General features: G+C 71.4%; 17 protein-coding genes. 11 read left to right on the forward strand and 6 right to left on the reverse strand.

Annotated elements, in window-relative coordinates:
* Nucleotides 1-41: 41 nt before the first annotated feature.
* Nucleotides 42-551 (reverse strand): GNAT family N-acetyltransferase, encoded by a 510-nt coding sequence (locus ACN27F_RS22700; RefSeq protein ID WP_421436624.1) that lies wholly within the window; start codon nt 549-551, stop codon nt 42-44.
* A 757-nt stretch (nt 552-1,308) separates the two neighbouring features.
* Between ACN27F_RS22700 and ACN27F_RS22705 the strand changes: the two genes are divergently transcribed.
* Entirely contained in the window at nt 1,309-2,376 is a 1,068-nt protein-coding gene (locus ACN27F_RS22705) for a helix-turn-helix domain-containing protein (RefSeq protein WP_421436627.1), read from the forward strand.
* Nucleotides 2,377-2,421: 45 nt separating this feature from the next.
* On the opposite strand, the gene msrA is transcribed toward ACN27F_RS22705, so the two are convergent.
* Nucleotides 2,422-3,078, reverse strand: a complete 657-nt coding sequence (msrA, locus tag ACN27F_RS22710) for a peptide-methionine (S)-S-oxide reductase MsrA (protein ID WP_421436629.1) — start codon at nt 3,076-3,078, stop codon at nt 2,422-2,424.
* Nucleotides 3,079-3,201: 123 nt separating this feature from the next.
* Between msrA and ACN27F_RS22715 the strand changes: the two genes are divergently transcribed.
* The 3 genes from ACN27F_RS22715 to ilvA all read left to right on the forward strand — a co-directional run bounded on the left by ACN27F_RS22715 (nt 3,202) and on the right by ilvA (nt 7,095).
* Nucleotides 3,202-4,344 carry a cystathionine gamma-synthase gene (locus ACN27F_RS22715; RefSeq protein WP_421436631.1) on the forward strand — a complete coding sequence of 381 codons (1,143 nt, stop codon included), beginning with the start codon at nt 3,202-3,204 and terminating at the stop codon, nt 4,342-4,344.
* Between the two features lie 69 nt (nt 4,345-4,413).
* On the forward strand, nt 4,414-5,808 hold the full coding sequence (locus tag ACN27F_RS22720; RefSeq protein WP_421436633.1) for an amidase: 1,395 nt from the start codon (nt 4,414-4,416) through the stop codon (nt 5,806-5,808).
* 60 nt (nt 5,809-5,868) lie between these two features.
* Nucleotides 5,869-7,095: a threonine ammonia-lyase gene (gene ilvA / locus ACN27F_RS22725; RefSeq protein ID WP_421436635.1), complete on the forward strand. Its 1,227-nt coding sequence runs from the start codon at nt 5,869-5,871 to the stop codon at nt 7,093-7,095.
* Between the two features lie 77 nt (nt 7,096-7,172).
* On the opposite strand, the gene greA is transcribed toward ilvA, so the two are convergent.
* Both greA and ACN27F_RS22735 read right to left on the reverse strand, forming a co-directional pair.
* A complete protein-coding gene (gene greA / locus ACN27F_RS22730; protein ID WP_421436637.1) occupies nt 7,173-7,673 on the reverse strand; it encodes a transcription elongation factor GreA in 501 nt (166 codons plus the stop codon).
* Between the two features lie 78 nt (nt 7,674-7,751).
* Nucleotides 7,752-8,204 carry a DUF4307 domain-containing protein gene (locus ACN27F_RS22735; RefSeq protein WP_421436638.1) on the reverse strand — a complete coding sequence of 151 codons (453 nt, stop codon included), beginning with the start codon at nt 8,202-8,204 and terminating at the stop codon, nt 7,752-7,754.
* A 114-nt stretch (nt 8,205-8,318) separates the two neighbouring features.
* On the opposite strand from ACN27F_RS22735, the gene mca reads away from it, so the two are divergent.
* From mca to purE, 7 genes are all read left to right on the forward strand, one after another.
* Nucleotides 8,319-9,200, forward strand: coding sequence for a mycothiol conjugate amidase Mca (gene mca, locus ACN27F_RS22740; protein WP_421436640.1), 882 nt, complete (start codon nt 8,319-8,321; stop codon nt 9,198-9,200).
* A 57-nt stretch (nt 9,201-9,257) separates the two neighbouring features.
* Nucleotides 9,258-9,551 (forward strand): hypothetical protein, encoded by a 294-nt coding sequence (locus ACN27F_RS22745; protein ID WP_421436643.1) that lies wholly within the window; start codon nt 9,258-9,260, stop codon nt 9,549-9,551.
* A gap of 284 nt (nt 9,552-9,835) precedes the next feature.
* On the forward strand, nt 9,836-12,607 hold the full coding sequence (locus ACN27F_RS22750) for a putative bifunctional diguanylate cyclase/phosphodiesterase (RefSeq protein ID WP_421436646.1): 2,772 nt from the start codon (nt 9,836-9,838) through the stop codon (nt 12,605-12,607).
* A complete protein-coding gene (locus ACN27F_RS22755) occupies nt 12,604-13,191 on the forward strand; it encodes an HAD-IA family hydrolase (RefSeq protein ID WP_421436648.1) in 588 nt (195 codons plus the stop codon). The genes ACN27F_RS22750 and ACN27F_RS22755 overlap by 4 nt, the downstream gene beginning before the upstream one ends.
* A 13-nt stretch (nt 13,192-13,204) precedes the next feature.
* Nucleotides 13,205-15,265 carry a thioredoxin domain-containing protein gene (locus ACN27F_RS22760; protein WP_421440403.1) on the forward strand — a complete coding sequence of 687 codons (2,061 nt, stop codon included), beginning with the start codon at nt 13,205-13,207 and terminating at the stop codon, nt 15,263-15,265.
* 12 nt (nt 15,266-15,277) lie between these two features.
* Nucleotides 15,278-16,429 carry a 5-(carboxyamino)imidazole ribonucleotide synthase gene (locus ACN27F_RS22765; RefSeq protein ID WP_421436650.1) on the forward strand — a complete coding sequence of 384 codons (1,152 nt, stop codon included), beginning with the start codon at nt 15,278-15,280 and terminating at the stop codon, nt 16,427-16,429.
* A 25-nt stretch (nt 16,430-16,454) separates the two neighbouring features.
* Entirely contained in the window at nt 16,455-16,949 is a 495-nt protein-coding gene (gene purE, locus ACN27F_RS22770) for a 5-(carboxyamino)imidazole ribonucleotide mutase (protein ID WP_421436652.1), read from the forward strand.
* Nucleotides 16,950-17,023: 74 nt separating this feature from the next.
* Here purE and ACN27F_RS22775 read toward each other — a convergent pair whose 3' ends face one another.
* Nucleotides 17,024-22,177: an SCO7613 C-terminal domain-containing membrane protein gene (locus ACN27F_RS22775; RefSeq protein WP_421436655.1), complete on the reverse strand. Its 5,154-nt coding sequence runs from the start codon at nt 22,175-22,177 to the stop codon at nt 17,024-17,026.
* A 146-nt stretch (nt 22,178-22,323) separates the two neighbouring features.
* A complete protein-coding gene (locus ACN27F_RS22780; RefSeq protein WP_421436656.1) occupies nt 22,324-23,751 on the reverse strand; it encodes a UDP-glucose dehydrogenase family protein in 1,428 nt (475 codons plus the stop codon).
* Between the last annotated feature and the right edge of the window lie 179 nt (nt 23,752-23,930).

Below are 23,930 nucleotides of genomic sequence, written 5' to 3' on the forward strand. Positions count from 1 at the left end.
GCGGTCCCGTGCTCTCGCCCGGTCGTCGGCGCATCGCCGCCTCACAGACCGCGCCCGTAACGTAGTTGGGTGACCGGATCGGGGCCGAGCCACGCGTCACGCTCGATGCCGTCCGGTTGCCAACCGTTGTGTTCGTAGAACCGCCGGGCCGAGCGATTCGCGCGGTACACCCACAGCACCCCTCGGTGGCGTCCGGCGGCGCGCATCGCGTCGACCGCGTCACCCAGTAACAGCGTGCCGATACCGTGCCCGCGCCGGGACGGCTCGATGTGGATGGCGTACAGCTCCCCGGTCAGCCGGTCGCCGCCCTCGTGTGGTCCGAGGTAGGTGAAGCCGGTGAGTTCCCGCTGGCACTCGGCGACGGTGAGTCGGTGCGTGTCCCGTTCGTAGCTCCATCGTTCGACCCACCATTCGGCGGTGGCGTCGGCCGAGACGGCGTCCAGCGCACCAGGGGACACGATGCCGTGGTAGGCGCTGCGCCGGGACCGGTGGTGCAACCGCCCGATCGCGATGACGTCGTCGATGCGGGCCGGACGCAGGGTGACCTCCACCCGGTGAGCCTACTGCGGGCCGATCGCGATCCCTGAGATGCGGCGACCCCCGGGGCTTCCGCGCCGTGACGCGGGCCGGCTGGACTGGGCCGGCACCCCGGGGGTTGGGTGGCTGTCGTGGATTCGCCGCACCGCTGCCACACGGTCTCGACGAACGAACTGTCAAGGACAGCGGCTAGCGGGCAGCCACCTCACGAGTCCTATGGCTATACAAAGCTGGACCACCTCCCTTCCCGTGTACGGCCACGCTAGCCGGACCGGAAGAACAACGGCAATGGTTTTTTGGCACCCGGGTAGCTGCCGTGGGCCTGGCGGCGGTCGGCGAGGCGGTGGGCTCAGGCGTCCGTCGACGGCGGTCCGGGACGCCGGTGCGCCAAGACCAGCCGACAACGATAGCTACTTATCGTCGCTATGTGACTACTAAATGTGTTGAAGGCCTGGATTCTGATTGATTACCGTCTTATCGCCTGACTCGTGAGGCGAAGTGATCTCTCGGCGTCGTGCAAGTTGTTCTCGGCTACTTGTCTCGTGTGTTGGTATCTGTCATGGTCTTTGTGGGTAGTCGGCGGTTTGCTGGTATGGCTTGATTGCCTGGGTGGGCCGCGAGGTCGGCGGGTCGTTACGTCGAGTCGGTGGAGGGCGTCCAACGCGTCCGCGCCATCCCCGCGGCCCGCCAATAGCGTTCTGGTGACGCCGATGGTGGCGAAAGTGCGGAAGAGTTTTCAGCAGGTCTTCAATAGAGGCAGGCGGGCACGATATGGGCGACACAGGTGAGACGCTGAGGAAGGCCCGAGAATCCGCTGGTATCAGCTTGGCGAAAATGGCGGCGCTGAGTCACTTCAGCAAGGGTCACCTGTCAAACGTCGAGGCAGGGCGGCGGACCGCGACATCCGACGTGGTGACCGCCTATGAACAGGTTTTGGGAGACCACATGCAACGTCGGGGTCTGATCACCGGGCTGGCCGCCTCCGTGGTGGCTCCCGCCGCCGTCTCCGAGTTGATCCACCGCGGGTTCACCGCTGCGCTCACCGACCGGGCGGCTGAGGACAAGTGGCAGGAGCGGGCGGACAACCTCGGTCGCGACTACATGTCGATCGGCGCGGGTGAACTGCAGGACCGACTCGCCGGCGATCTCGTGGTGTTGCAGCAGCACCTCGGTACGCCGTTGATGTGGGGGCTGGCCGCCCGATTCCTCAGCGTCTACGGCAAGACCACCGGTGAGGCACGGGAAGCGATCCGGTGGTACCGCCTGGCCGCCGTGGCTGCTGACCGTAGCGGCGACACCGCGGTCCGGGTCTGGGTGCGGGGCAGGGCCGCGCTCGCCCTCGGCTACGAGGGTGCGGCCCTGACGGTGGCACAGGACCTCGCGGACCAGGCGATCGCCCTGGCCGACCGTCCCTCGCTCGGGCGCCTCAACGCGTTGATGGCCAAGGCACACGTTGCCGGCATACGTGGTGACCGCGCCGGTGCGCTGGCCCACCTCGACGCGGCCCGGCGGGTGTTCGACCAGATCGGCTCGGACGAGCAGATATCGGACTTCGCGGTCCCGCAGTGGCGGATGGCGACGTTCACCAGCATGTTGCTCGCCCGGCTGGGTGAACCGGCCGCCGTCGGCGCCCAGGACTGGGCGGACCGGACCCGCCCGGCGAGCCTGCAGCGGTTCGCCACCCACATCGAACTGCACCGTGGGCTGATGCTGGTCAGGTCGGGCGACCGCACCGAGGGTCTGCGACAGGCCCGTACCGCGCTGGCCCGCTTGCCGCAGGCCAAGCACAGCCAGTCGCTGCGGCTGATGTTACGGGAGGTGGAGCGCGCCGCCGCGTGAGCGGCGGCGCATCGAAGTCCGCGCCAGGCGGCGGACGCTCCTCGGTCAGCCGTCGGTCCGGGCCACCCCTACCGGACAGCTCATCCCGTTCGGGCCGTGGTTGCAGTAACCACCGGGGTTCTTGTGCAGGTACTGCTGGTGATAGTTCTCGGCGTAGTAGTACCGGTCCAGTGGTCGGATCTCGGTGGTGATCTCGCCACCGACGGCTCGGGCGACCACCGGCGCGAACGCGGCGCTGGCCTCGGCGGCTTCTGCGGCCTGCCCGGCGTCTGTGGTGTAGATCACCGACCGGTACTGGGTGCCCACATCGTTGCCCTGACGCATCCCCTGGGTCGGATCGTGGTTCTCCCAGAAGACCTTGAGTAGGTCGGCGTAGTCGATCCGGGCGGGATCGAAGACCACCGCGACGACTTCGGCGTGCCCGGTTCCCCCTGAGCAGACCTCTTCGTACGTCGGGTTCGGCGTCTCACCACCGGCGTAGCCGACCGAGGTCGAGACGACTCCCGGCAGCCGCCAGAACAGCCGTTCCGCTCCCCAGAAACAACCCATCCCGAACACCGCGAGCCGGGCGCCGTCGGGCCACGGTCCGGTCAGCGGCGTACCCAGCACGGCGTGCCGGTCCGCGACCGGCATCGGCACGTCCCGGCCGGGCAGCGCCTGACCCGGCGCGGGCAGACTGGCTTTCATCGGTCGTAGGAACACCCCGACTCCTCTCGTCGTAACCATCCTGGTAACACCACCGGCGGCGAGGTCGTTCCCGTACGGGTTACCCGCCCGCCGCCCACCCAGGCATCCCCGCCCCCGGTCATGGCCTAGCCTCGACCCATGACACCCGGGTTCGACACCCTAGCCATCCACGCCGGCCAGGAGCCGGACGCCCGTACCGGTGCGGTCGTCCCACCGATCTATCAGACCAGCACCTATGCCCAGGACGAAGTGGGTGCCCCCCGGTCGGGATACGAGTACAGCCGGTCGGCCAATCCGACGCGTGACGCACTGCAGGAATGCCTGGCCGCGATCGAAGGCGGCCGGCAGGCCCTCGCCTTCGCCAGTGGCCTCGCCGCCGAGGACACCCTGCTGCGCACCGTGTGCCGGCCCGGTGACCACGTGGTCATCCCGGACGACGCGTACGGCGGCACCTTCCGACTGTTCGCCCGGGTCGCGCAGCGGTGGGGACTGACCTGGTCCGCGGCCCGGATCTCCGACATCGACTCGGTCCGGGCCGTGGTCGAGCCCGGACGGACCAGGGTGATCTGGGCAGAGACACCGACCAACCCGTTGCTGGGTATCGCCGACATCACCGCGCTCGCCGGTCTGGCGCGCGACCACCAGGCGCTGCTCGTCGTCGACAACACGTTCGCGTCTCCCTACCTGCAGCAGCCGCTCGTGCTCGGCGCCGACGTGGTCGTCCACTCGACCACCAAGTACCTGGGTGGACATTCCGATGTGGTGGGCGGCGCGCTGGTGGTCACCGACCCCGGACTCGGTGCCGAACTCGCCTTTCACCAGAACGCGATGGGGGCGGTCAACGGGCCCTTCGACGCCTGGCTCACCCTGCGTGGCGTCAAGACCCTCGGCGTACGGATGGAACGTCACTGTGACAACGCCGAGCGTGTCGTCGACCTCCTCGACCACCACCCGGCCGTGGGACAGGTGCTCTATCCCGGACATCCGCAACACCCGGGGCACGAGACGGCGGTCAAGCAGATGCGCCGCTTCGGCGGCATGGTGTCGTTCCGGGCGGTCGGCGGACCGGCCGCCGCGGTACGTATCTGCAACCGCGCGAAACTGTTCGTGCTCGCCGAGTCGCTCGGTGGGGTCGAGTCGTTGATCGAACATCCTGGACGAATGACCCACGCCAGCGCCGCCGGGTCGCCTCTTGAAGTCCCGGACGATCTCGTGCGACTGTCAGTCGGCATCGAGACCGTCGACGACCTCCTGGCCGACCTGGAACAGGCGCTCGGCTGACCGGACCGATGTCGCCGCGACCCACGACCCCGTGACCCCGTACCGCCTACCGGCCTGCCTGGAGGTGCCGTGCACGACATCGTTCCGACCTGGGTGGGCACCACCGCCCGACAGATCGCCCGGGCGGTGCGCCGCGGTGACACCTCCGCCACCCAGGTCGTGGCCGACCACCTCGACTACATCGCCCGCGCCGATCCGGTGCTGTCGGCGTTTCGGGCGGTGCGGGGCGGTGCGGCGATAGCCGAAGCCGAGAAGGTCGACGAGCAGGAGGACCTGGCGAACCTTCCGCTGGCCGGGGTGCCGGTGGCGGTCAAGGAGAACACGCCGGTCGCCGGGTTGCCGACCTGGCGGGGGTCGGCCGGGGCACGGGCCGCGGTGGCCGAGGACGACCACGAGATCGTCCGGCGGTTGCGTGGTGCCGGCGCGGTGGTGGTGGGTGTCACACGGATTCCGGAGTTCGGACTGTGGGCGACCACCGACGACCCGACGGCGGTCAGCCGCAATCCGTGGAATCCGGCACGTACGCCGGGTGGTTCCTCCGGTGGCGCGGCTGCCGCGGTGGCCAGCGGGATGGTTCCGATCGCGCACGGCAACGACGGGTTCGGGTCGATCCGGATCCCGGCGGCCTGCTGCGGCCTGATCGGGCTCAAGCCTGGCCGGGACGTGGTGCCGCGCCAGCTCGGCACGGGCGACTGGTTCGGCCTCACCGAGCACGGCATCCTGGCCACCTGCGTGGTCGACGCGGCGGCCGGGTTCGCCGTACTGGCCGGGCGTCGGCCGGAGAAGCTGGTCGAACCGAGCCGCCTGCGGGTCGGTGTCTCGCTCACCTCGCCGGTGGCCGGGGTGCGGCTGGACGCGCCGAACCGGGACGCGGTGACCGCGACGGCCCGCCGGCTGGCCGGGGCCGGGCACGATGTCGCCGACGTCGAACTCCGTTATCCCACGTCGTTGGGCCTGCGCGGGTTGGCGACCTGGTTCGCTGCCGCCGCCGAGCAGGCCAGCTCCAGCCGCGACGGCGGGCGCGACCTGCAGACACGGACGAGACGGCATGCCACGTTGGGGCGGTTGGCACAACGCCGGGGGTACGTGCGGGACGCCGACCGGGTCGCCTGGCGGGAGCGGATGATCGGCTTCTTCGCCGACCAACCGGTGGACGTCCTGCTCATCCCGGCCCTGGCCAGCGCGCCCCCGATGGCGGTCGGGTGGTCTCGGCGGTCCTGGGCGGCGAACATGCTGACCTGCATCCGGTACGCCCCGTATGCCGCCGCGTGGAACATGGCCGGGCTGCCGGCTCTGGTGGTCCCGGCCGGTCTGCGTCCCGACGGCCTGCCGGTCGGGGTGCAGCTGGTCGGACCACCCGGCTCGGAGGTGCGGTTGCTCGCCGTAGCCGGTCAACTGGAGATGGCGGCACCGTGGCCGCGGCACGCACCCGCCTGGCCGCTGGTGGGCACGCCGGCCGGCTGAGTCGCGCCCGTGGCCGGCCGCCGTGAGCGGCCCGGCCCGGCTGATGCGACGATCGGTGCCATGTCGGAACTCGTCACGTTGGCGGACGTGCTCGCTGCCCGGGAGGCGTTGCGGGACGTCGTACGGGTCACCCCGCTGGAACCGTCCCGCCCGCTGACCGCGTTGCTCGGTGGTCCGGTCTGGCTCAAGTGCGAGCACCTGCAACGGGCCGGCTCGTACAAGGTACGCGGCGCCTACCTGCGAATTTCCCGCCTGTCCGACGAGCAGCGGCGGTGCGGGGTGGTCGCGGCGAGCGCCGGCAACCACGGGCAGGGCGTTGCGCTCGCGGCCGGCCTGCTGGGTATCACGGCAACGGTGTTCATGCCGGTTGGCGCGCCGTTGCCCAAGGTGACGGCGACCAAGAGATACGGCGCACAGGTCGAGTTCGCCGGCACTACGGTGGACGAAGCGTTGGTGACCGCCCGGGAGTTCGCCGAGCGGACCGGCGCGGTATTGATCCATCCGTTCGATCATCGGGACGTCATCGCCGGTCAGGGTACTGTGGCCGTTGAGCTCCTGGAGCAGTGTCCGCAGGCGTCCACGATCGTCACCGGCGTGGGCGGCGGCGGCTTGATCTCCGGGATCGCGGTGGCCGCGAAGGCCCTGCGCCCGGACATTCGAGTGATCGGGGTGCAGGCGGAGGGCGCGGCCGCTTATCCGCCATCGCTGGCCGCCGGTGCGCCGGTACGGCTGGACAAGTTTCGTACCATTGCCGACGGCATCGCGGTAGGCCGACCTGGTGATCTCACGTTCGCGCACGTCAGCAAGCTCGTCGACGAGGTCGTCACCGTCTCGGAAGAGGACATTTCCCGGGCGCTGCTGATGCTGTTGGAACGCGGCAAGCAGGTCGTCGAGCCGGCCGGCTCGGTCGCGGTGGCGGCGTTGCTGGCCGGCGCGGTACGGCCGGCAACGCCGACGGTCGCGGTGCTCTCCGGCGGCAACATCGACCCACTGCTCCTGCTGCGGGTCATCGAGTACGGGCTGGCCGCCGCCGGACGCTACCTGCGTTTCACTATCCGCTGTGGTGATCAACCGGGTCAGCTCGCGACGCTGCTGTCGCTCATCGCGCGGCAACGGGCGAACGTGGTCGATGTCGAGCATCGGCGCCGCAGCCCACGACTGCGGCTCGGCGAGGTCGAGGTGGACCTGTCCGTGGAGACGCGGGGGCCGCAGCATTCGGCCACCCTGGCGGCCGTGCTCCGCGAGCACGGTTACCAGGTGACCTTCGCCGCGGCGGAGAAGGACTGACCGGTCCAGCCACTGCCTGCTCGGCTGCCCGGCCCAGCGCTGCCCGGCCCAGCGCTGCCCGGCCCAGCGCTGCCGGCTCAGCCGCCGAACGGTTGGAACTTGTCGACGGTGACCTTGATGTCCGCCCCGCTGGGTGCGGTGTAGGTCACCGTCTGCCCGGCACGCGCGCCGAGGATCGCGGTGCCGAGCGCGGACTCCGGGCTGTACACGGTCAGGTCCGTGGTCGAGGAGATTTCCCGGGAACCGAGCAGGAACGTCTCGGTGTCCTCCGGATCGTCGTCAAAGTGGATCGTGACGACGGTCCCGGGGGCAACGGCATCCGCCTTGGGAGCCTCGCCGACCTGCGCGGTGCGTAGCAGCTCCTGCAGGTAGCGGATGCGCGCCTCCTGCTTGCCCTGCTCCTCGCGAGCGGCGTGGTAGCCGCCGTTCTCGCGGAGGTCGCCTTCCTCGCGCCGGGCGTTGATCTCGGCGGCCATCGCCGTCCGACCGGCGATCAGCTCGTTGAGCTCGGCCTGTAGCCGGTCGTAAGCGTCCTGGGACAGCCAGGTGGCGGGCGCCTCGCGGTCGGTCGTGGACACAGACGAACTCCTTGTTGGCTTGCGGGCGGACGAGGTCGAACTACTAACGTACCAGCGATGCGCAGCTACGCGCCGTGGTTAATCGCCCGACTGGGTGGCCTGGTCCGCTGGCCGGCAACGAATCACTTCACCGAGAAATGCTCGGCTGTCGGTCGCCAACCGATATGCGGTGCGCACCTGCCGTTCGTCCGGTTCGGCGTGTACGGTGACCTCGGCCCGGCCGACCTCGACGCCATCTCTGGAGCGGGCCCGGACCAGGCAGACGGCAGACCCGCCAGGGGGTACGTTGACCGTAAAGTCGATCACGACTCCGTCGTCGGTGACCCCGGTGTACGTGATCACCTTCGGATCGTAGGTCGGATCGCCGTACAGGCCGTAGAGCCGGACCGCGACGGCCGTCCCGGCCACCACCACGACCGCCACCAGCAGCACCAGCCAGGGGTACCGACGTCGGGGCGTGCGGCGCCGGCCGTACCGCCCGGGTGGGAACACCGGGGCGCTCGGTGCGGTTGTGGCGTTCGGGTCGGTCACCGGGGGCGGATCTCCTTGGCGATGGTGTCGGTGCCGTCGGCGAGAATGTTCGTAGGTCCAATTGTCGCAGCCGGGGGCCGCGACAACGTCGGCAGGGGACAAGGGAGCAATTCGTTGGCAGAGCAGTTGCGTCTGATGGCGGTCCACGCACATCCCGACGACGAGTCGAGCAAGGGCGCGGCGGCGATGGCCCGCTACGTCGCCGAGGGCGCTGAGGTTCTCGTCGTCACCTGCACCGGTGGTGAGCGGGGCAGCGTACTGAACCCGAAGCTGGATCGGCCGGACGTCTGGGAGAACATCGCCGAGATCCGGCGGGCGGAGATGGACGCCGCCCGGGCCATTCTCGGCGTCGAGCAGGCCTGGCTCGGCTTCGTCGATTCGGGGCTGCCCGAGGGCGATCCACTGCCGCCGCTGCCGGAAGGCTGTTTCGGGCTGGAGGACGTGCAGGTCGCGGCCGGTCCGCTGGTCCGGCTCATCCGCGAGTTCCGCCCGCATGTGGTCACCACGTACGACGAGGACGGCGGCTATCCGCACCCGGACCACATCATGTGCAACCGGATCAGCGTCGCCGCGTTCGACGCGGCGGGCGACCCGGGGCGGTATCCGCAGCTGGGCCCGGCGTGGCAGCCGATGAAGCTGTACTACTGCATGGGATTCACCCGGGCCAGGATTCTCGCCCTGCACGAGGGCATGCTCGCGGTCGGGCGCGAGTCGCCCTACCGGGAGTGGATCGAGAAGTGGGACGAGCGTCCCGACAAGGGCGACCGGATCACGACCCGGGTGGAGTGTGCCGACTACTTCCCGGTCCGCGACGACGCGCTGCGCGCCCACGCGACCCAGGTCGACCCGGACGGGTTCTGGTTCCAGGTGCCGATGGAGGTGCAGCGGCAAGCCTGGCCGACGGAGGACTTCGAGTTGGTACGTTCGGTCGTTGACAGTCCACTGCCTGAGTCGGACCTGTTCGCCGGGGTCCGGGAGCGGCTGGAGCGGTCCTGAGATGTCAGGCGTAGCGTGTCCCTGTCGTCGTGGTGAGCGCATCCAAGGAGCCCGGTCATGCTGAACGCGGTGCACGTCCTCGCGGTGGGCCATGCCCCGGTGGCGGATCTCGTCCTGGCAACCAACAACTTCGGGGACACCCGTAACGGCGGGCTGGCCGGTCCGATGGGTTTGTTCCTGCTCCTCCTGCTTGCTGCGGCGACGGTGTTCTTGATCCGCAACATGAACACCCGGCTGCGTCGGTTGCCGGACCGCTTCGACAACCAGGCGCCGGCCGATAGCACGGAACCGGCCCGGCCGGATGTCCTTGATCCGACAGAACGCGATGTGCGCCCGGGATCGCCGATGTAAGCGCTTGCAAGCGCTCCCACCAGCGAGTTTTATGCCTCTGAGTGGCCGTGCGATCCTAATCCGACCCTGCGGCCCCTGTTGCCGCAATCCGCTTTGGCTTAGCCTTCCGCCGGGGACTTCAGTTCCTCCACCGCGCGGAAAGGGGCGACGATGGACTACCCAGCCGACGCCCTGCGTCGCCGGCGGTGGACGCGAGTCGAGTTCGCGAATATTGATCATTGTAGGACGGCGGTCGGTCACGTGAGCTGCGGCGGTACGGCATCGGCCGGCACCGGGAGCGGTCCGTGACGTCGTCGCAGCAGCCGGGACTCGGCCCTGACGGTCCGGCACCCGGACCGGGTGCCGCCGGGCGTGGTGCCCACTGGCGGCTGCCCGCGTTCACCGCCGCCGCCTTCGTGTCCGCCCTCGCCACCATCGCGATCGGGTGGTTCACCGAAACGGCGTCCGGGGCAACCGGCGACGTCCCTGCGGCGGCCCGGTTCGCGATCGTCGCGCTGCTGCTGGGCGTCGCCCAACTGGCCCGTCTGCGGTTCCGTATCGGCACCGGCACGGTCAGCTTCACCTGGGGCGAGGCCGCGTTGATCGTCGGGCTCTATCTGATCCCGACCGGCTGGCTACCGGCCGCGGCGGCGCTCGGGGTCGGCGCGGCGTGGGCCCTGATGTCCGTGTTCGCCGAGCCGCGTACGGTACCCGAGGTCATCCGGGTGAGCGCGTCGCTCACTGTCGCCGTCGGGGTAGCCGCGACCGTGACCGGCATGGTCGCCGAACCGCATGGTCGGCCGATCACCCCGGGCCTGGCCGCCGCCCTGGCGGTCGGCGGGCTCAGCTATCTGTTGCTGACCGCGGCGCTGGCCACCGTAGCCTTGACGTTGCGTTACGGGCGCCCGTTCTGGTCGACCCTGCTCCACGCGCTGCGCAACAAGCTGCTGATGTTCGTCGGGAACGTGCTGATCGGTCTGGTCACGGTGACCATGCTCAGTCACGACCCGCGGTGGCTCCTGCTCCTGCCACCGGCCCTGTGGCTGCTCCAGCAGACCTACGGCCACTGGCTCAGGGTGGAGGACGAACGCCGGGCCTGGCAGGAATTCGCGCAGGCGACGCACGCGCTCAACCAGCTCGACGAATCCGGCGTCGCCAGCGCCGGGGTGGCCGGCGGGCTGGCGCTGTTCGGTGCCGAACGAGTCGAAGTCGACGTCCAACGTGCCGATGGGCGTCGCTGGCGCTACGCCGGCGACGCGAGCGGAGCCCTGCACCGTTCGGAGCTGCCCGCCACGGCCGCATGCGACCCGGCCGGACCCGCGAACCCCGTGGCGGTCCCCGGGCCACGTACCGAGCCGAACACCCTGTCGCCCGCGGAAGCCGCGGCGCCGGCCGTCGTCGACGGGAAGCTGCCGGCCGAGTCCGACGAAGGTCGACCAGGCGACGTCGAAATCACCGACCAGTGTCTGGTCCACCCGCTCGCTGTCGGACGTAACGATGTCGGCGTGCTGCGTGTCCACCTGCCGGCGACCGCGCTGCCCGGTCCCCGTGACCGCGACGCGCTCTCGGCCTTCGGCGACGCCCTCGCCGCCGCGCTGCACGATGCGGCGACGCATACCGAGTTGCGCGATCTCACCGCCCGGGTGGCGCACGAGTCGATGCACGACCCGGTCACCGAGTTGCTCAACCGCCCGGCGTTGCTGGCCCGTGGGGATGCGGCGCTGCATGAGCTCGACCACGACCATCCGATCGCGTTGCTCATGCTGGACATCAAGCGGTTCAACGAGGTGAACGACACGCTCGGTAACGCGGCAGGTGACGAGCTGCTGCAATCGGCCGCCAGCCGGCTCAAGGCCCGGCTGCGTCCCGGCGAGCTGCTCGGCCGCCTCGGCAACGACGAGTTCGCCGTACTGCTGACCACCCTTGCCCGGCCGGACCTGGACGGCACGAACGGTGCCGGGCCGCCGACGGACGCACGGGTCTGTGCCCCGACCCGGCCCGCCGCCGCGATGGAGCGGCCGTCACCGACCTCGATCGCGATGGGCCGGGCCCGGGAGATCTCCGCTGTGCTGGCCGAGCCGACCGAGGTCGCCGGGGTGTGGATGTCGGTCGAAGGCCTGCTCGGAGTGGTGGTCGCCGGGGCCGGCACCGCCGACATGAACGAGTTGCTGCGCCGGGCGAACATCGCGATGAGCCAGGCGCGGGAGATCGGCGGCAACATCGCGGGGTACGACAGCGCCAAGGATGCCGCGAGCACCGACCAACTCGCGTTGCTGGCCGAGCTGAGGGTCGCACTGGGCGTTGACGACCAGCTCGAACTCGCTCTGCAGCCCGCCGTGGATCTGGTCACCGGCGCGCCCACCGGCGTCGAGGCGTTGATCCGCTGGCGGCATCCCCGTCGCGGCCGGCTCACCCCGGTCGATTTCGTCCGGGCCGTCGAAGGCAGTGAGCTGCTCGGTCCGTTCACCCGCTACGTCGTCGACCGAGCCCTGTCGGTCGCGGCCGAGTGGGCGGCGTGTGGCATCGACGTCCCGATCTCGGTCAACATCTCCGCCCGTAGCCTGCTCGATCCGCAGCTGCCGGCGGAGATCGGCGAACTGCTGCGTCGGCACCAGGTTCCTGCCCGACGGCTGGTGCTCGAAATCACCGAGACCGTGGTGATGAGCGATCTGGAGATCATCGACGAGGTGCTGGCCAGGTTGCGCGAGATGGGCGTACAACTGGCGGTGGACGACTTCGGCACCGGCTTTTCGTCGCTTGCCTTCCTGTCCCGGGTCACCGTCGACGAACTGAAGGTCGACCGGTCGTTCGTCGTACGGATGGCCGACTCGCCACGGGCGGCGGCGATCGTGCGGCACACCGTGTTCCTGGGGCGGGAGATGGGGCTACGGGTGGTCGCCGAGGGCGTGGAAACCGCCGATCAGCGTGCCACCCTGGCGGCACTCGGTTGCGCCGCCGCGCAGGGCTACCACTTCTTCAAGCCGATGCCCGCCGACAAGATCATCACGGTGCTCCGGTCACTGCTCGATTCCGCCCAGGCCCAGATCTATCCGCTGCGTGCCGACGGGGCGTCGTGAGCAGCTGGCTCGTGTTCGACTACGGCCAGGTCATCTCGTTGCCCCAACCGTCCGCCGCGGTCGCCGCGATGGCCGAGACGGCGGGTCTACCACTGGCCGAGTTCACCCGGCGCTACTGGCGTCACCGGGACGAGTACGACGGCGGCTGTTCTCCGCAGCGATACTGGAGCCAGGTCGTCGGCCGGCCGCTGGCCGCCGAAGCCCCGCTGGTCACCGATCTCGACCGCCTCGACGTCGCCAGCTGGTCACATCTCAATTCGCAGACCCTCGACCTGCTGGACGCTTTCACCGCCGCCGGTCACCGACTGGCGCTGCTGTCCAACGCGCCCGCCTCGCTCGCCACCGCGATCGAGGCGGCGGCTTGGGCCGCCGGGTTCGAGCATCTGCTGTTCAGTTGCCGGCTGGCGCTGGCCAAGCCCGATCCAGCGGTCTACCGGGCGTTACTTCGCCGGCTCGGCGCGCAGCCGAGCCAGGTCACCTTCGTCGACGATCGGGTGGAGAACGTCCGCGCCGCTGCGCGCTCGGGCATCACCGCGCTGCACTACCCGCAGCTGGCTATCGTCGCGGTAGCCGACGATGAGTGAGGAGTGGGCCACGGTGAACCGGCTCGGCGAGGCGACCAGCCCGTACCTTCAGCAGCATGCCGACAATCCGGTCGACTGGTGGCCGTGGTGCGACGAGGCGTTCGCGCAGGCACGCCGCCGCGACGTACCGGTGCTCATCTCTGTCGGCTACGCGGCGTGCCACTGGTGCCATGTGATGGCGCACGAGTCGTTCGCCAACGAGACGGTCGGCGGGCTCATCAACGACAACTTCGTCGCGGTCAAGGTGGACCGGGAGGAACGCCCTGACGTCGACGCGGTCTACATGACCGCCACCCAGGCGATGACCGGGCACGGCGGCTGGCCGATGACGGTCTTCGCCACCCCGGACGGCACACCGTTCTTCTGCGGTACCTACTTCCCCCGACCGAACTTCGTCCGGCTGCTGCAGTCGGTCACCATCGCCTGGCGGGACCAGCGCGAGGCGGTGCTGCGCCAAGGCGCGGCCGTGGTGGAAACCATCGGCGGGGCGCAGGCCGTCGGCGGTCCGACCGCACCACTGACCGCCGATCTGCTCGACGCCGCGACGGCCACCCTGCACAAGGAGTACGACCCGACGCATGGCGGCTTCGGCGGCGCGCCGAAGTTCCCGCCCCATCTCGACCTGTTCTTCCTGCTGCGCCACCACCAACGCACCGGCGACGCGCAGAGTCTGGAGATCGCGCGGCACACCTGCGAGGCGATGGCCCGGGGCGGCATCTACGACCAGCTCGCGGGTGGATTCGCCCGGTACGCCGTGGACGGCACCTGGACCGTTCCGCACTTCGAGAAGATGCTCTACGACAACGCTCTGCTGCTGCGGGTATACACCCTGCTGTGGCGACTGACCGGCGACCGGCTGGCCGCCCGGATCGCCCGGGAGACGGTCGGCTTCCTGGCCGAGGCACTGGCCCTGCCCGGCGGCGGGTTCGCGTCGGCCCTGGACGCCGACACCGAGGGCGTCGAAGGCGCTACCTACGTCTGGACCCCGCAGCAGTTGAGCGACGCACTCGGCGAGCCCGACGGCCGGTGGGCCGCTGACCTGTACGGTGTCACCGCGGCCGGCACCTTCGAGCACGGCACCAGCGTGCTGCGCCTGGCCCGTGACGTCGACGACACCCCGCCACCGCAAGTGGATCGTGTCCGGTCGGCGCTGCGCCGGGTCCGGGCGGCCCGCCCGCAGCCGACCCGCGACGACAAGGTGGTGGCCGCCTGGAACGGTCTCGCGATCACCGCTCTGGTCGAATTCGCCACCACCGCCAGCGCCCTCGCCGCCGACCCCGGCAGCGCCGAGAACACCCATCCCCGCACCGCCGCCGATGCCGCCGTCGACAGCCCGGCCGACGGGGAACTGGCCGCCGAACTCGCCATCTCAGCCGGTGCCTACCTGGCCCGTACCCACTTGGTCGAGGGCCGGCTGCGGAGGGTGTCGCGGGACGGGCTGGCCGGCGCTCCGGCCGGCGTGCTCGACGACTACGGGTGTGTCGCCGAAGCGTTCTGCGCCCTGCACCAGCTGCGTGGTGAAGCCCGCTGGCTCGACCTGGCAGGTGAGCTGCTGGAGGTCGCGACAGACAGGTTCGCCAGTGGCAACGGTGGCTTCTTCGACACCGCCGACGACGCCGAGCGGTTGGTCGCCCGGCCGGCCGACCCGACCGACAACGCCACCCCGTCCGGCCTCTCCTCGATGGCCGCCGCACTCACCGCGTACGCCGCGCTGCGCGGCTCGCCACGGCACCGGGCGGCGGCCGAAGCGGCGCTGGCGACCGTCGCCCCGATCGTCGCCCGGCATGCCCGGTTCACCGGGTACGCCGCGGCGGTCGGCGAGGCGCTGCTCTCCGGACCGTACGAGATCGCGGTCGTCACCGACGATCCGGTCGCCGAGCCGCTGCTGCGGGCGGCCCGTCGGCATGCCCCGCCCGGTGCCGTGGTGGTCGCCGGCGCGTCCGACCAGCCGGGGGTACCGCTGCTGGCGGACCGGCCGATGGCCGGCGGTGCCCCGACCGCGTACGTCTGCCGGGGCTTCGTCTGCGACCGTCCGGTCACCTCACCCGCCGACCTGGTCGGTCAGCTGGGTTAGGCTGGCGCCGCCATGGATACCCGCACGGGTCTGCCCGTCGTCGCGATGGTGGGCGGTGGGCAGCTTGCCCGGATGACCCACCAGGCCGCCATCGCGCTCGGCCAGTCGCTGCGCGTGCTCGCGCGCACACCGGAGGACGGTGCGGCGCTGGTCACCGCCGACGTGCAGTACGGCGAACACACCGATCTCGCCGCCCTACGCACCTTCGCCAAGGGCTGCGACGTGCTGACCTTCGACCACGAGCACGTGCCCGGCGAGCACATCCGGGCGCTCGCGGCCGACGGGGTACGTGTGTATCCGGGTGCCGACGCGTTGCGCTACGCGCAGGACAAGGCACTGATGCGCGAGCGGCTGGCCGAGTTGGGCGCGCCGATCCCCCGGTGGCGCCGGATCGCCACGACCGACGACCTGGCCGCGTTCGGTGCCGAGGTGGGCTGGCCGGTGATCGTCAAGACCGCGCGGGGCGGCTACGACGGTCGCGGGGTGTGGCCGCTGCGTTGCGCCGACGAACTGGCCGCAGCCGGCTTGGACCCGTCGGCCACCCCGTTGATCGCCGAGGAACGGGTCGCGTTGACCCGCGAACTCGCGGTGCAGGTGGCGCGCTCGCCGTTCGGGCAGATCGCGGTGTATCCGCTGGTGGAGACCGTGCAACGGGACGGCATCTGCGTCGAGGTGCTGGCTCCCGCGCCGAATCTGCCGGAGCCGCTGGCCCTGCGTGCCCAGCAGTTGGCGATCGACCTGGCCGGCGCGCTCGACGTGGTCGGGTTGCTCGCGGTGGAGCTGTTCGAGGTCGCCGGCGACATCCTGGTCAACGAACTGGCGATGCGCCCGCACAACTCCGGGCACTGGACCATCGAGGGAGCCCGTACCTCGCAGTTCGAGCAGCATCTGCGGGCGGTGCTGGACTATCCGATGGGGGACACCGCCCTGACCGCGCCGGCCGTGGTGATGGCCAACGTCCTCGGCGGTCCGGACGGACCGATGGGCATCGACGAACGGTTGCACCACCTGTTCGCGGCCGATCCGGGGGCAAAGGTCCACCTGTACGGCAAGGAGGTCCGCCCCGGTCGCAAGATCGGCCACGTGACGGCACTGGGTACGGATCTCGTCGAGGTGCGGGCCCGTGCGGCGCGGGCCGCCCAATGGCTGCGGGAGGGCCGTTGACCGGCACCATTGCGGGTGAGAGCCGATGATCGGCGTCATCATGGGTAGCGACTCGGACTGGCCGACCATGCGGGCGGCGGCCGATACGCTCGACGAGTTCGGCGTCGATCACGAGGTGCGGGTGATTTCGGCGCACCGCACGCCGCAGGCGATGCTCGACTATGCCGCGACGGCCGCCGACCGTGGCCTGCAGGCGATCATCGCCGGTGCCGGTGGCGCCGCCCACCTGCCGGGCATGGTCGCGGCGGCGACCCCGCTGCCGGTGATCGGGGTGCCGGTGCCGTTACGGTACCTCGACGGGATGGATTCGCTGCTGTCGATCGTGCAGATGCCCGCCGGAGTCCCGGTGGCCACCGTGTCGATCGGTGGTGCGCGCAACGCCGGCCTGCTGGCCGTACGGATTCTCGCCGCCGCGGATCCGGTGCTGCGCGCCCGGATGGTCGACTTCCAGCGGGAGCTGGTGAACCTGGTGGCGGCCAAGGACGCCGCTCTGCGGGCCGACCGCACCGCCCCGATCTGACTCCTACCGCCACCCCACTCCTACCGCCACCCCGGCGATCTTGGAGCCCAAGATCGCCGAGGGGTGGGTGGCGGTCAGCGCATGCCGCGTAGGGCGCCACGGAGGCGCTCCTGGGTGTGCCGACGCCATTCGCTGCTCGCGCCCAACGCCAGCAGCACCAGACCGACCGGGATCAGCACCAGCCACGGACCGAAGAAGGTCAGCGCGTGCAGCGCCGTGATCGCGCTGACCACCGTGCCGATCACCACCGGCGCCTGTTGCTGGCTCATCGCCCCGACCAGCAGCGTGCCGACCGCGCCGAGCAGCAACAACACCTGCCGGATGCTGTTCTCTCCGCTGCCGATCACGATCACCAGGGTCGGCAGGAAGGCCGCCGCCAACGCCGGGCCGTACGCCGTCCAACTGCTCAGGTCCGGCCGGTGTCGCAGCTCCAGAACGCCGACCAGCAGGGCGAGTGCGGCGAACGGCAGGGTGTACGCCTCGGCGAGGGTCACATCGGCGATCCGCATCAACATCCACCAGGCGGTGATTTCGCAACCCACCGCCACCCAGAACAGCACCCGGCGCTCCATGGCCCGCCGGCCCGGGCGGGTGGCGGCCACGCCGAGCACCGCCCCCCAGCCGGCCAGCAGACCCGCCAGATGCGGGTTCGAGTCGTACGCGAGCGCGAAGGCGAGCAGCGCCGCCGCGTAGCTGCTCCACTCGACCACCGCCGCCTCGCGGATCGCCTCGGGATGGTTGAGCCGGGGCAGCCGCGTCGCGGACAGCAACAACGCGGCGCCGACGCCGAGCACCCCGAAGGCCGACCAGGCCGGCGCCAGCCCGGCGACCAGACCCACGGTCAGCACGAACAGTTGCGCCATGATCGAGGCGAACAGCCAGCCCAGGATCCGGGCCGGTTGGCTGCGCCCGGCGAACGCGGCGACCGCCCCGACCACGACCGCACTGGCCAGGGTGAAGACGGTCAGCCCGTCGTCGGCGAGCGCACCGGTGAGGCCGGCGCCCCCGGCCGCGAGACCGATCACGAACAGCAGTCGCCGCGCGATCCGCAGCGGTCGGTGGCGTTCGGTGTCCGGCGGGGGTGTGGTCAACGCCAGCCCGATCATCGCCACCGCGAAGACCAGCAGCGCCGCGCTGGTACTGGCCGGCCACCCGACGCCGAGGGACATCGGTGTGATCAGCAGGGTGATTGCCACCCCGGGCAACACCACCGGCACGGCCTGTCCGGGCTGGTCGGTGTTGAAGCCGGTCGCGGCGAGTGCTGCGGCCACGGTGAGCAGCAGCGCCGCCAGGACGTTGGTCGGGTCGACCGCGTCCGCCGGTGGGTTCAGCAGGCTGGGTGGTGGACCCTGCCAGATGGCGGTCAAGCTCTGGTACGGCTGGACCAACGCCGCGATCAAGGTCGGTGCCACCGCCGCTACCGCCAGCGCCGTCGGCAGCGCCGCGGCGGCCAACGCGCCCCGCACCGGGCTGATGGTCCACTCCCGGCCGATCTCCAGCGAGCCGGGACGGCTCCACCGACCGCCGAGCATCGTCCATCGCCGGCTCGGCCGGGCCAGGTCGGGCGGTGGCGGGGTCGCCGCCCGCAGCAGTTCGGCGAGGACGCCGAGCAGTGCGGCGCCGGCCGCGTACATGCCGGTGGGCAGGTCGGTGGGCAGGGACGCGAGGGCGGTCACCGTGGCGCCACCGACCAGGCCGACGGTGGCGTACGGCAGATAGTGCGGGATCCTCTGGCGCGCCACCGCGAGTACGGCGACCCCCAGCGCCGAGGCAGCCAGTGCACCGGTCAGCAGGATCTCCGCGCTCCACCCCAGCGCTGCGGCGAGCGCCGCCACCGCGCCGGGCAGGGCGAGCAGAGCGGCGCCGGTAGCGGCTCCACCGACCTTGGCCAGGTGCGCCGGCATGGCCGCCGGATCGGCCGGCACCGGCACGGCGAGATCGTCGTCGGCGTAGCCGCGGTCGTCGTCGGCGGCTGCCGGCACGTCCGGGTCACCGGTCTGCCGTCGGCCATCGTCGGAGAGCGTGACGGTCGCGATCACCCGGCCCAGTACGGCAACCACGGTGCAGGTCAGCACGATGACGCCGAGCGCGGCGGCAGTCGTCCACGGCCGGACCAGGCTGGCGCCGACGGCGTACAGCGCCACGGCGGTGGCGACGCCGGCGCGGGCGGTGGCGGCACGCGGGTCGTCGGCTGCCACCGACATGATCCCGTACCCGATCGCCACCAGGAGGCCGACCATGATCGGCGACCACCAGGGCAGGCCGAGCGCGGCGGGCGTGCCGACCGTGGCGAGCGCGACGAGCACCCCGGCCGCATGGAACGACCATGGCCGGGGCATCACCACGGCGGCGGCCATCGCCAGCAGCACCAGGGCGAGTGGCACCTGCCAGGCGTTGGCCGTCACGTCGGTGGACCACGCGCTGAGATCGGCCTGCCAGAGCTGTCCCGGTGTGGCCAGCGCCCGGGCACCACCGGCGACGGCCGTATAGCCGGCCAGCACGGCGACGACGCCGCCGCTGATCGCGGCGCCGAGGATCGGCCCGCGCCGCCACTGATCCGGCATGGCCCGGATGCCGACCGCGACGACCAGGGCCATGGCCGCGCTGGTGACCAGCTCGACGCCGGGTACCACGATGACGCTCACCCGGGCCAGCGTGCCGACCAGCGCGGCGGTGGCGGCGGCCGCCGCGTAGTCCGGCCCGTCCAGCAGATGGTCGGCCCGTCGACCCGCGTCGATCGACCGGGCCAGGAACAGCAGCACCGCGGCGACCAGCAGCGCGACGGCGACCCAGGCGTCGGCGACGGTGGCACCCGGCGAGCCGAACGCGGCGGCGGTCACCGCCAGCGCGCCCAACCCGGTGCCGACCGCCAACGGCCGGGGGATCTGACGCTGAACCACCTGGGCCAGCGAGGCGTAGCCCAGTGTCCCGCACACGGCCAGGAAACCGGCGGCGAGGATCGGCGCGGTCGCCTCCTGCAGCGCCAGCGGGGTCGGGCCCGGGGGCGGTACCAGCGCGGTGACGAACGCGACCACCCCGCCGGGCAGCGCGAGTGCCGCGCCACCGGCGGCCCAGCCACCGATCGCGTCGCCGGCCGGCCGGCGACGCACCTCCGGCAGGGTGCCGGCGACCGCGATCAGCACGCCTGCGGCGGCAAGCACCAGCAGCACCGCCGCGGTCGACCCGGGTCTGGCCAACGCCGCTCCGGCACCGGCCACGCCGAGTACGGCGGCGCCACCGACGTGCACGTGGGCGGCGCGTTGCGTGTCGGCCAGGTAGCCGCTGGCCGCCACCGCCACGGCGGCCAACACCGGCAGCCACGGGGCGGCGTACCAGGCCAGGCCGAATGCCGCCGGAACGGCGAGCGCGGTCAGCGTCACACCGGCGACCGTGGCCTCGCGCCGCCACTCGGCGGGCATGGCGACCGCTGCCGCGACAGTGATCAGTAGGGCGGCGACCGCCAGTTGCCAGTCGGCCGGCCCGGAGAATTCGGCCAGCCGTTGCGGGTAGGCGGTGAGATCGGCTTCCCAGGCCGGCCAGGCAGCCCGAACCGGGGCCAGCGCGGCGCGTAGCGCCCCGCCGGCCACGAGCACCCCCAGGAGCGCCAACGCCGCCGCGGAAGCCAGCTGGGGGCCGCGCCGCAGCGACTCCGGCAGCGACCGTACGGCGAAACCGGCGACGGCTACCACGGCGGCGATCAGCAGCAGTGCCCGTCCCGGTAGCGCGACCGCCACCACCCGGCTGGCCGCGCCGACCACCGCCAAGGTGAACACCCCGGCCGCCAGGTCGGGTAGCGGTCGGTAACGCAGGATGAACGCGCCGGCCAGCCCCGCTCCGGCGGCGATCACCAGGACCGCACCGGCACCGAACGCGACCGGCACGGTCGCGGCGCGCAGCACGGCGGCGGCGGCGAAGACGAGCGCGGCGCAGACGGCCAGGCCGTGCAGCGCCCAGATCAGGTCCCGCAGCCAGAGCAGCGCCGCGCCGGGGGCCGGCGGGGTCCAGCCCGGCCGCCGTCCACGGCCCGGTCGTCGGCCGACGCCGCCGTCGCCGCCGTCGTCCCGGATCGTGCCGGCGCGGCCCGACGCGCGGATCGGCTCGCCGTCCACGACCGCGTCGGACTCTTCCGGATCGCCTTCCGGCCGGACGCCACCGGCCTCGGGCGGTTGCGTCGCCGCGCCCGCGCGCCGGCCGGGCCGGGGCAACCCGCCGAACCGGGACAACCCGTCCAGCCAGGCACCGCCGTCAGGCCCACCGGCGCCGCTGAGTGTCCAGGCAAGGGCCAGGTCGACGGCGGCCACTGCGGTCAGTACGAGTGCCCAGCCGGCGGAACCGTCGATCAGGTCGTAGCAGAGCAGTGGAATGACCGGCTGGATCGCCAGCACCATCGCGTACCGGGGCAGACGTAGTCCGGTGGTGGTCGCGTACGCTCCGGCGACCAGCGCGGTCACCCCGAAGGTGAACCCGGCGAAGACGGTGCCGCTGACCGGCCCGGCACGGACCACGTCAGTGGCCCACAAGGCGAAACCGTCGATGGGAACCAGGACCAACGCGACGGCGGCGATCGTCTCGGCGGTGGAGGTGAGGCCGCGACGGGCCACCACCGGCGGGGCGGCGAGCAGCAGCAGGGTCCCGAGGAACAGGATGGCCAGCCGCGTCGGGTCGGCGATTGCGCTGTTCGCGACGGCGGCGAAGACCACCACCGCCATCAGCGCGCCGAGGCCGAGCAGGACGTTCTGGATCTCCAGCGGAGATGCCTCGGGCCGTGACCCCATGCCCGGCATCAGCGTGGTCGGGTCGTCGTCGGCAGCGGCGGACGGGTAACCGGCGTCGTCGTCCGGCGGCGGTCCGTCGGGCGGTAGGTCGTCACCGGAGGGAGGAGGTGCCTGCCGGGGGAACCTCGGCGGTGCCGTGCCCGGCTCGGCGGTCGGCGGTCGGCGGTCAGCCCGCCGCCGGACCAGCAGCTTTGGTCGCCCGCCCGGTCCGCGTCGGCCAGCGGCACCGCCGGTGGACAGGATGTCCCGCTGGAAGATCGCCGCCTGGATGTCGCTGGCGATCTTCTTCTGCTCCTTGGCCAGGGCGACGTCGCGTGCCTTCATGTCCGCGATAGAGCGCTCGATGCGGGCGAGGTCGTCGGCGAACTGCGGTTGGGCGGCCCCGCACCGGGGGCACGTGGCCGCCGCCGGCACGGTCCGCCCACACGAGGTGCAGCGGTACGCCGTACTCATGGCCCCTCCTCCACGCCGGGCCCAGCATTGTGGACCGCTCCTCTACGAAGCATGCCTAAACTAGGCAACGGTTGAACAGCCCTTGACGGCGTGGAGATCGTGAAAGGCGGTTCGCTCGGGACCCGCCCGGTCGGAGGCTGGTCCGGTCAGGGACGGCCCATGCCCCGGTACTCCCAGCCGGCGCCGGTCCACAGGGCGGAATCCAGGCAGTTGCGCCCGTCGATCACCCGTCGACCGGCGACGAGTTCACCCAGGGCGACCGGGTCGGCGTTACGGAAGTCGGCCCACTCGGTCAGTACGCAGACCAGATCGGCGTCGCGCACCGCGTCGACGATCGACGGCACGTAACTCAGGTCGGGTTGCGCCCGTCGCGCGTTCTCCATGCCCTCCGGGTCGAACACCCGTACCCGGGCGCCCGTCTTGGCCAGCATCGCGGCGACAGCGAGTGACGGTGCGTCGCGTACGTCGTCGGAGTTGGGCTTGAACGTCGCCCCGAGCACCGCCACGGTGGTCCCGGACAGATCCGGCCCGGCCGGCCCGGAGCGCCGGCCGAGCAGCTCGGCCGCGAGCTGGACCACCCGGGTCCGACGGCGCTGGTTGATCAGGTCCACCTCGTGCAGGAACCGCAGAGCCTCGCCCGCACCCAGCTCCTGGGCGCGGGCCTGGAACGCGCGGATGTCCTTTGGCAGGCAGCCGCCGCCGAACCCGACGCCGGCCTGCAGGAACCGGTTGCCGATCCGCGGGTCGAAGCCGATCGCCCGGGCCAGTTGGGTGACATCGCCACCGGCGACCTCGCAGACCTCGGCCATCGCGTTGATGAACGAGATCTTGGTGGCCAGAAACGCGTTCGCGGCCACCTTGACCAGTTCGGCGGTGGCGAAGTCGGTGACCACCAGGGGCACCTCACGGTCCTCGGTGGCGGCCAGGTCGAACACCCCCTTGTGGGCGGCGTACAGCATGCCGTTGGACCATTCGCTCTTGACCCCGACGACGATCCGGTTGGGTCGCAACACGTCCTCGACGGCGAAGCCCTCCTGCAGGAACTCGGGGCTCCACGCGACCTCGACGCCGAGGTCGGCCGGGGTGTGCTTGCTGACCAGCTGCTCGATCCACTCGGCCGTGCCGACCGGCACGGTCGACTTGCCGACGATCAACGCCTTGCGGGACAGCTGCTGCGACAGCCCGGTGACCGCGGCCTCGACGTAGGACAGGTCGGCACCCATCCCGTCGCCGCGTTGCGGCGTGCCGACGCAGATGAAGTGCACGTCGCCGAATTCGGCGGTGGCGGCCATGTCGGTGGTGAACCGCAGCCGACCGGCGGCCAGGCTACGGTTGAGCAACTCGTCCAGGCCGGGCTCGTGGAACGGCACGTCACCGGCGCTCAGTTTCGCGATCTTGTCGGCGTCGACGTCGTAGCCGATCACGTCGTATCCGAGTTCGGCGAAGCAGATGGCATACGTTGCGCCCAGATACCCGGTGCCGAGGAAGGTCAGACGTGGCCGGGGGGCGCCGGACGGCGGGGTCACCGCCGCGATGGCCGGCATGGGCTGGGTGTTCGGGTACGGGATGGTCACGCCTGTGTTCTCCGCTCGCGCTGGCGGCGCTGATTCTGCGTCGCGGTCGGTGGTTCCGGTGCCGGGGACCCGACACCAATCATCGTCGTTTTCACGTTCGCGGCACACCGCTTCTCCGGGGCCCGACCCGGACGGGGTGCCGCCCGGGTGCCCGGGAGACGATAGTCCGTGCGCCTGGG

It is taken from the genome of Solwaraspora sp. WMMB335 (assembly GCF_049179075.1).
Taxonomy (GTDB): domain Bacteria; phylum Actinomycetota; class Actinomycetes; order Mycobacteriales; family Micromonosporaceae; genus Micromonospora_E.

Excerpts from the sequence above, each read along its gene's own strand:
- ACN27F_RS22715 (WP_421436631.1), top strand. The coding sequence starts at position 3,202 with ATGACACCCGGGTTCGACACCCTAGCCATCCACGCCGGCCAGGAGCCG.
- ACN27F_RS22775 (WP_421436655.1), bottom strand. The coding sequence starts at position 22,177 with ATGAGTACGGCGTACCGCTGCACCTCGTGTGGGCGGACCGTGCCGGCG.
- ACN27F_RS22745 (WP_421436643.1), top strand. The coding sequence starts at position 9,258 with ATGCTGAACGCGGTGCACGTCCTCGCGGTGGGCCATGCCCCGGTGGCG.
- ilvA (WP_421436635.1), top strand. The coding sequence starts at position 5,869 with ATGTCGGAACTCGTCACGTTGGCGGACGTGCTCGCTGCCCGGGAGGCG.
- ACN27F_RS22765 (WP_421436650.1), top strand. The coding sequence starts at position 15,278 with ATGGATACCCGCACGGGTCTGCCCGTCGTCGCGATGGTGGGCGGTGGG.
- ACN27F_RS22705 (WP_421436627.1), top strand. The coding sequence starts at position 1,309 with ATGGGCGACACAGGTGAGACGCTGAGGAAGGCCCGAGAATCCGCTGGT.
- purE (WP_421436652.1), top strand. The coding sequence starts at position 16,455 with ATGATCGGCGTCATCATGGGTAGCGACTCGGACTGGCCGACCATGCGG.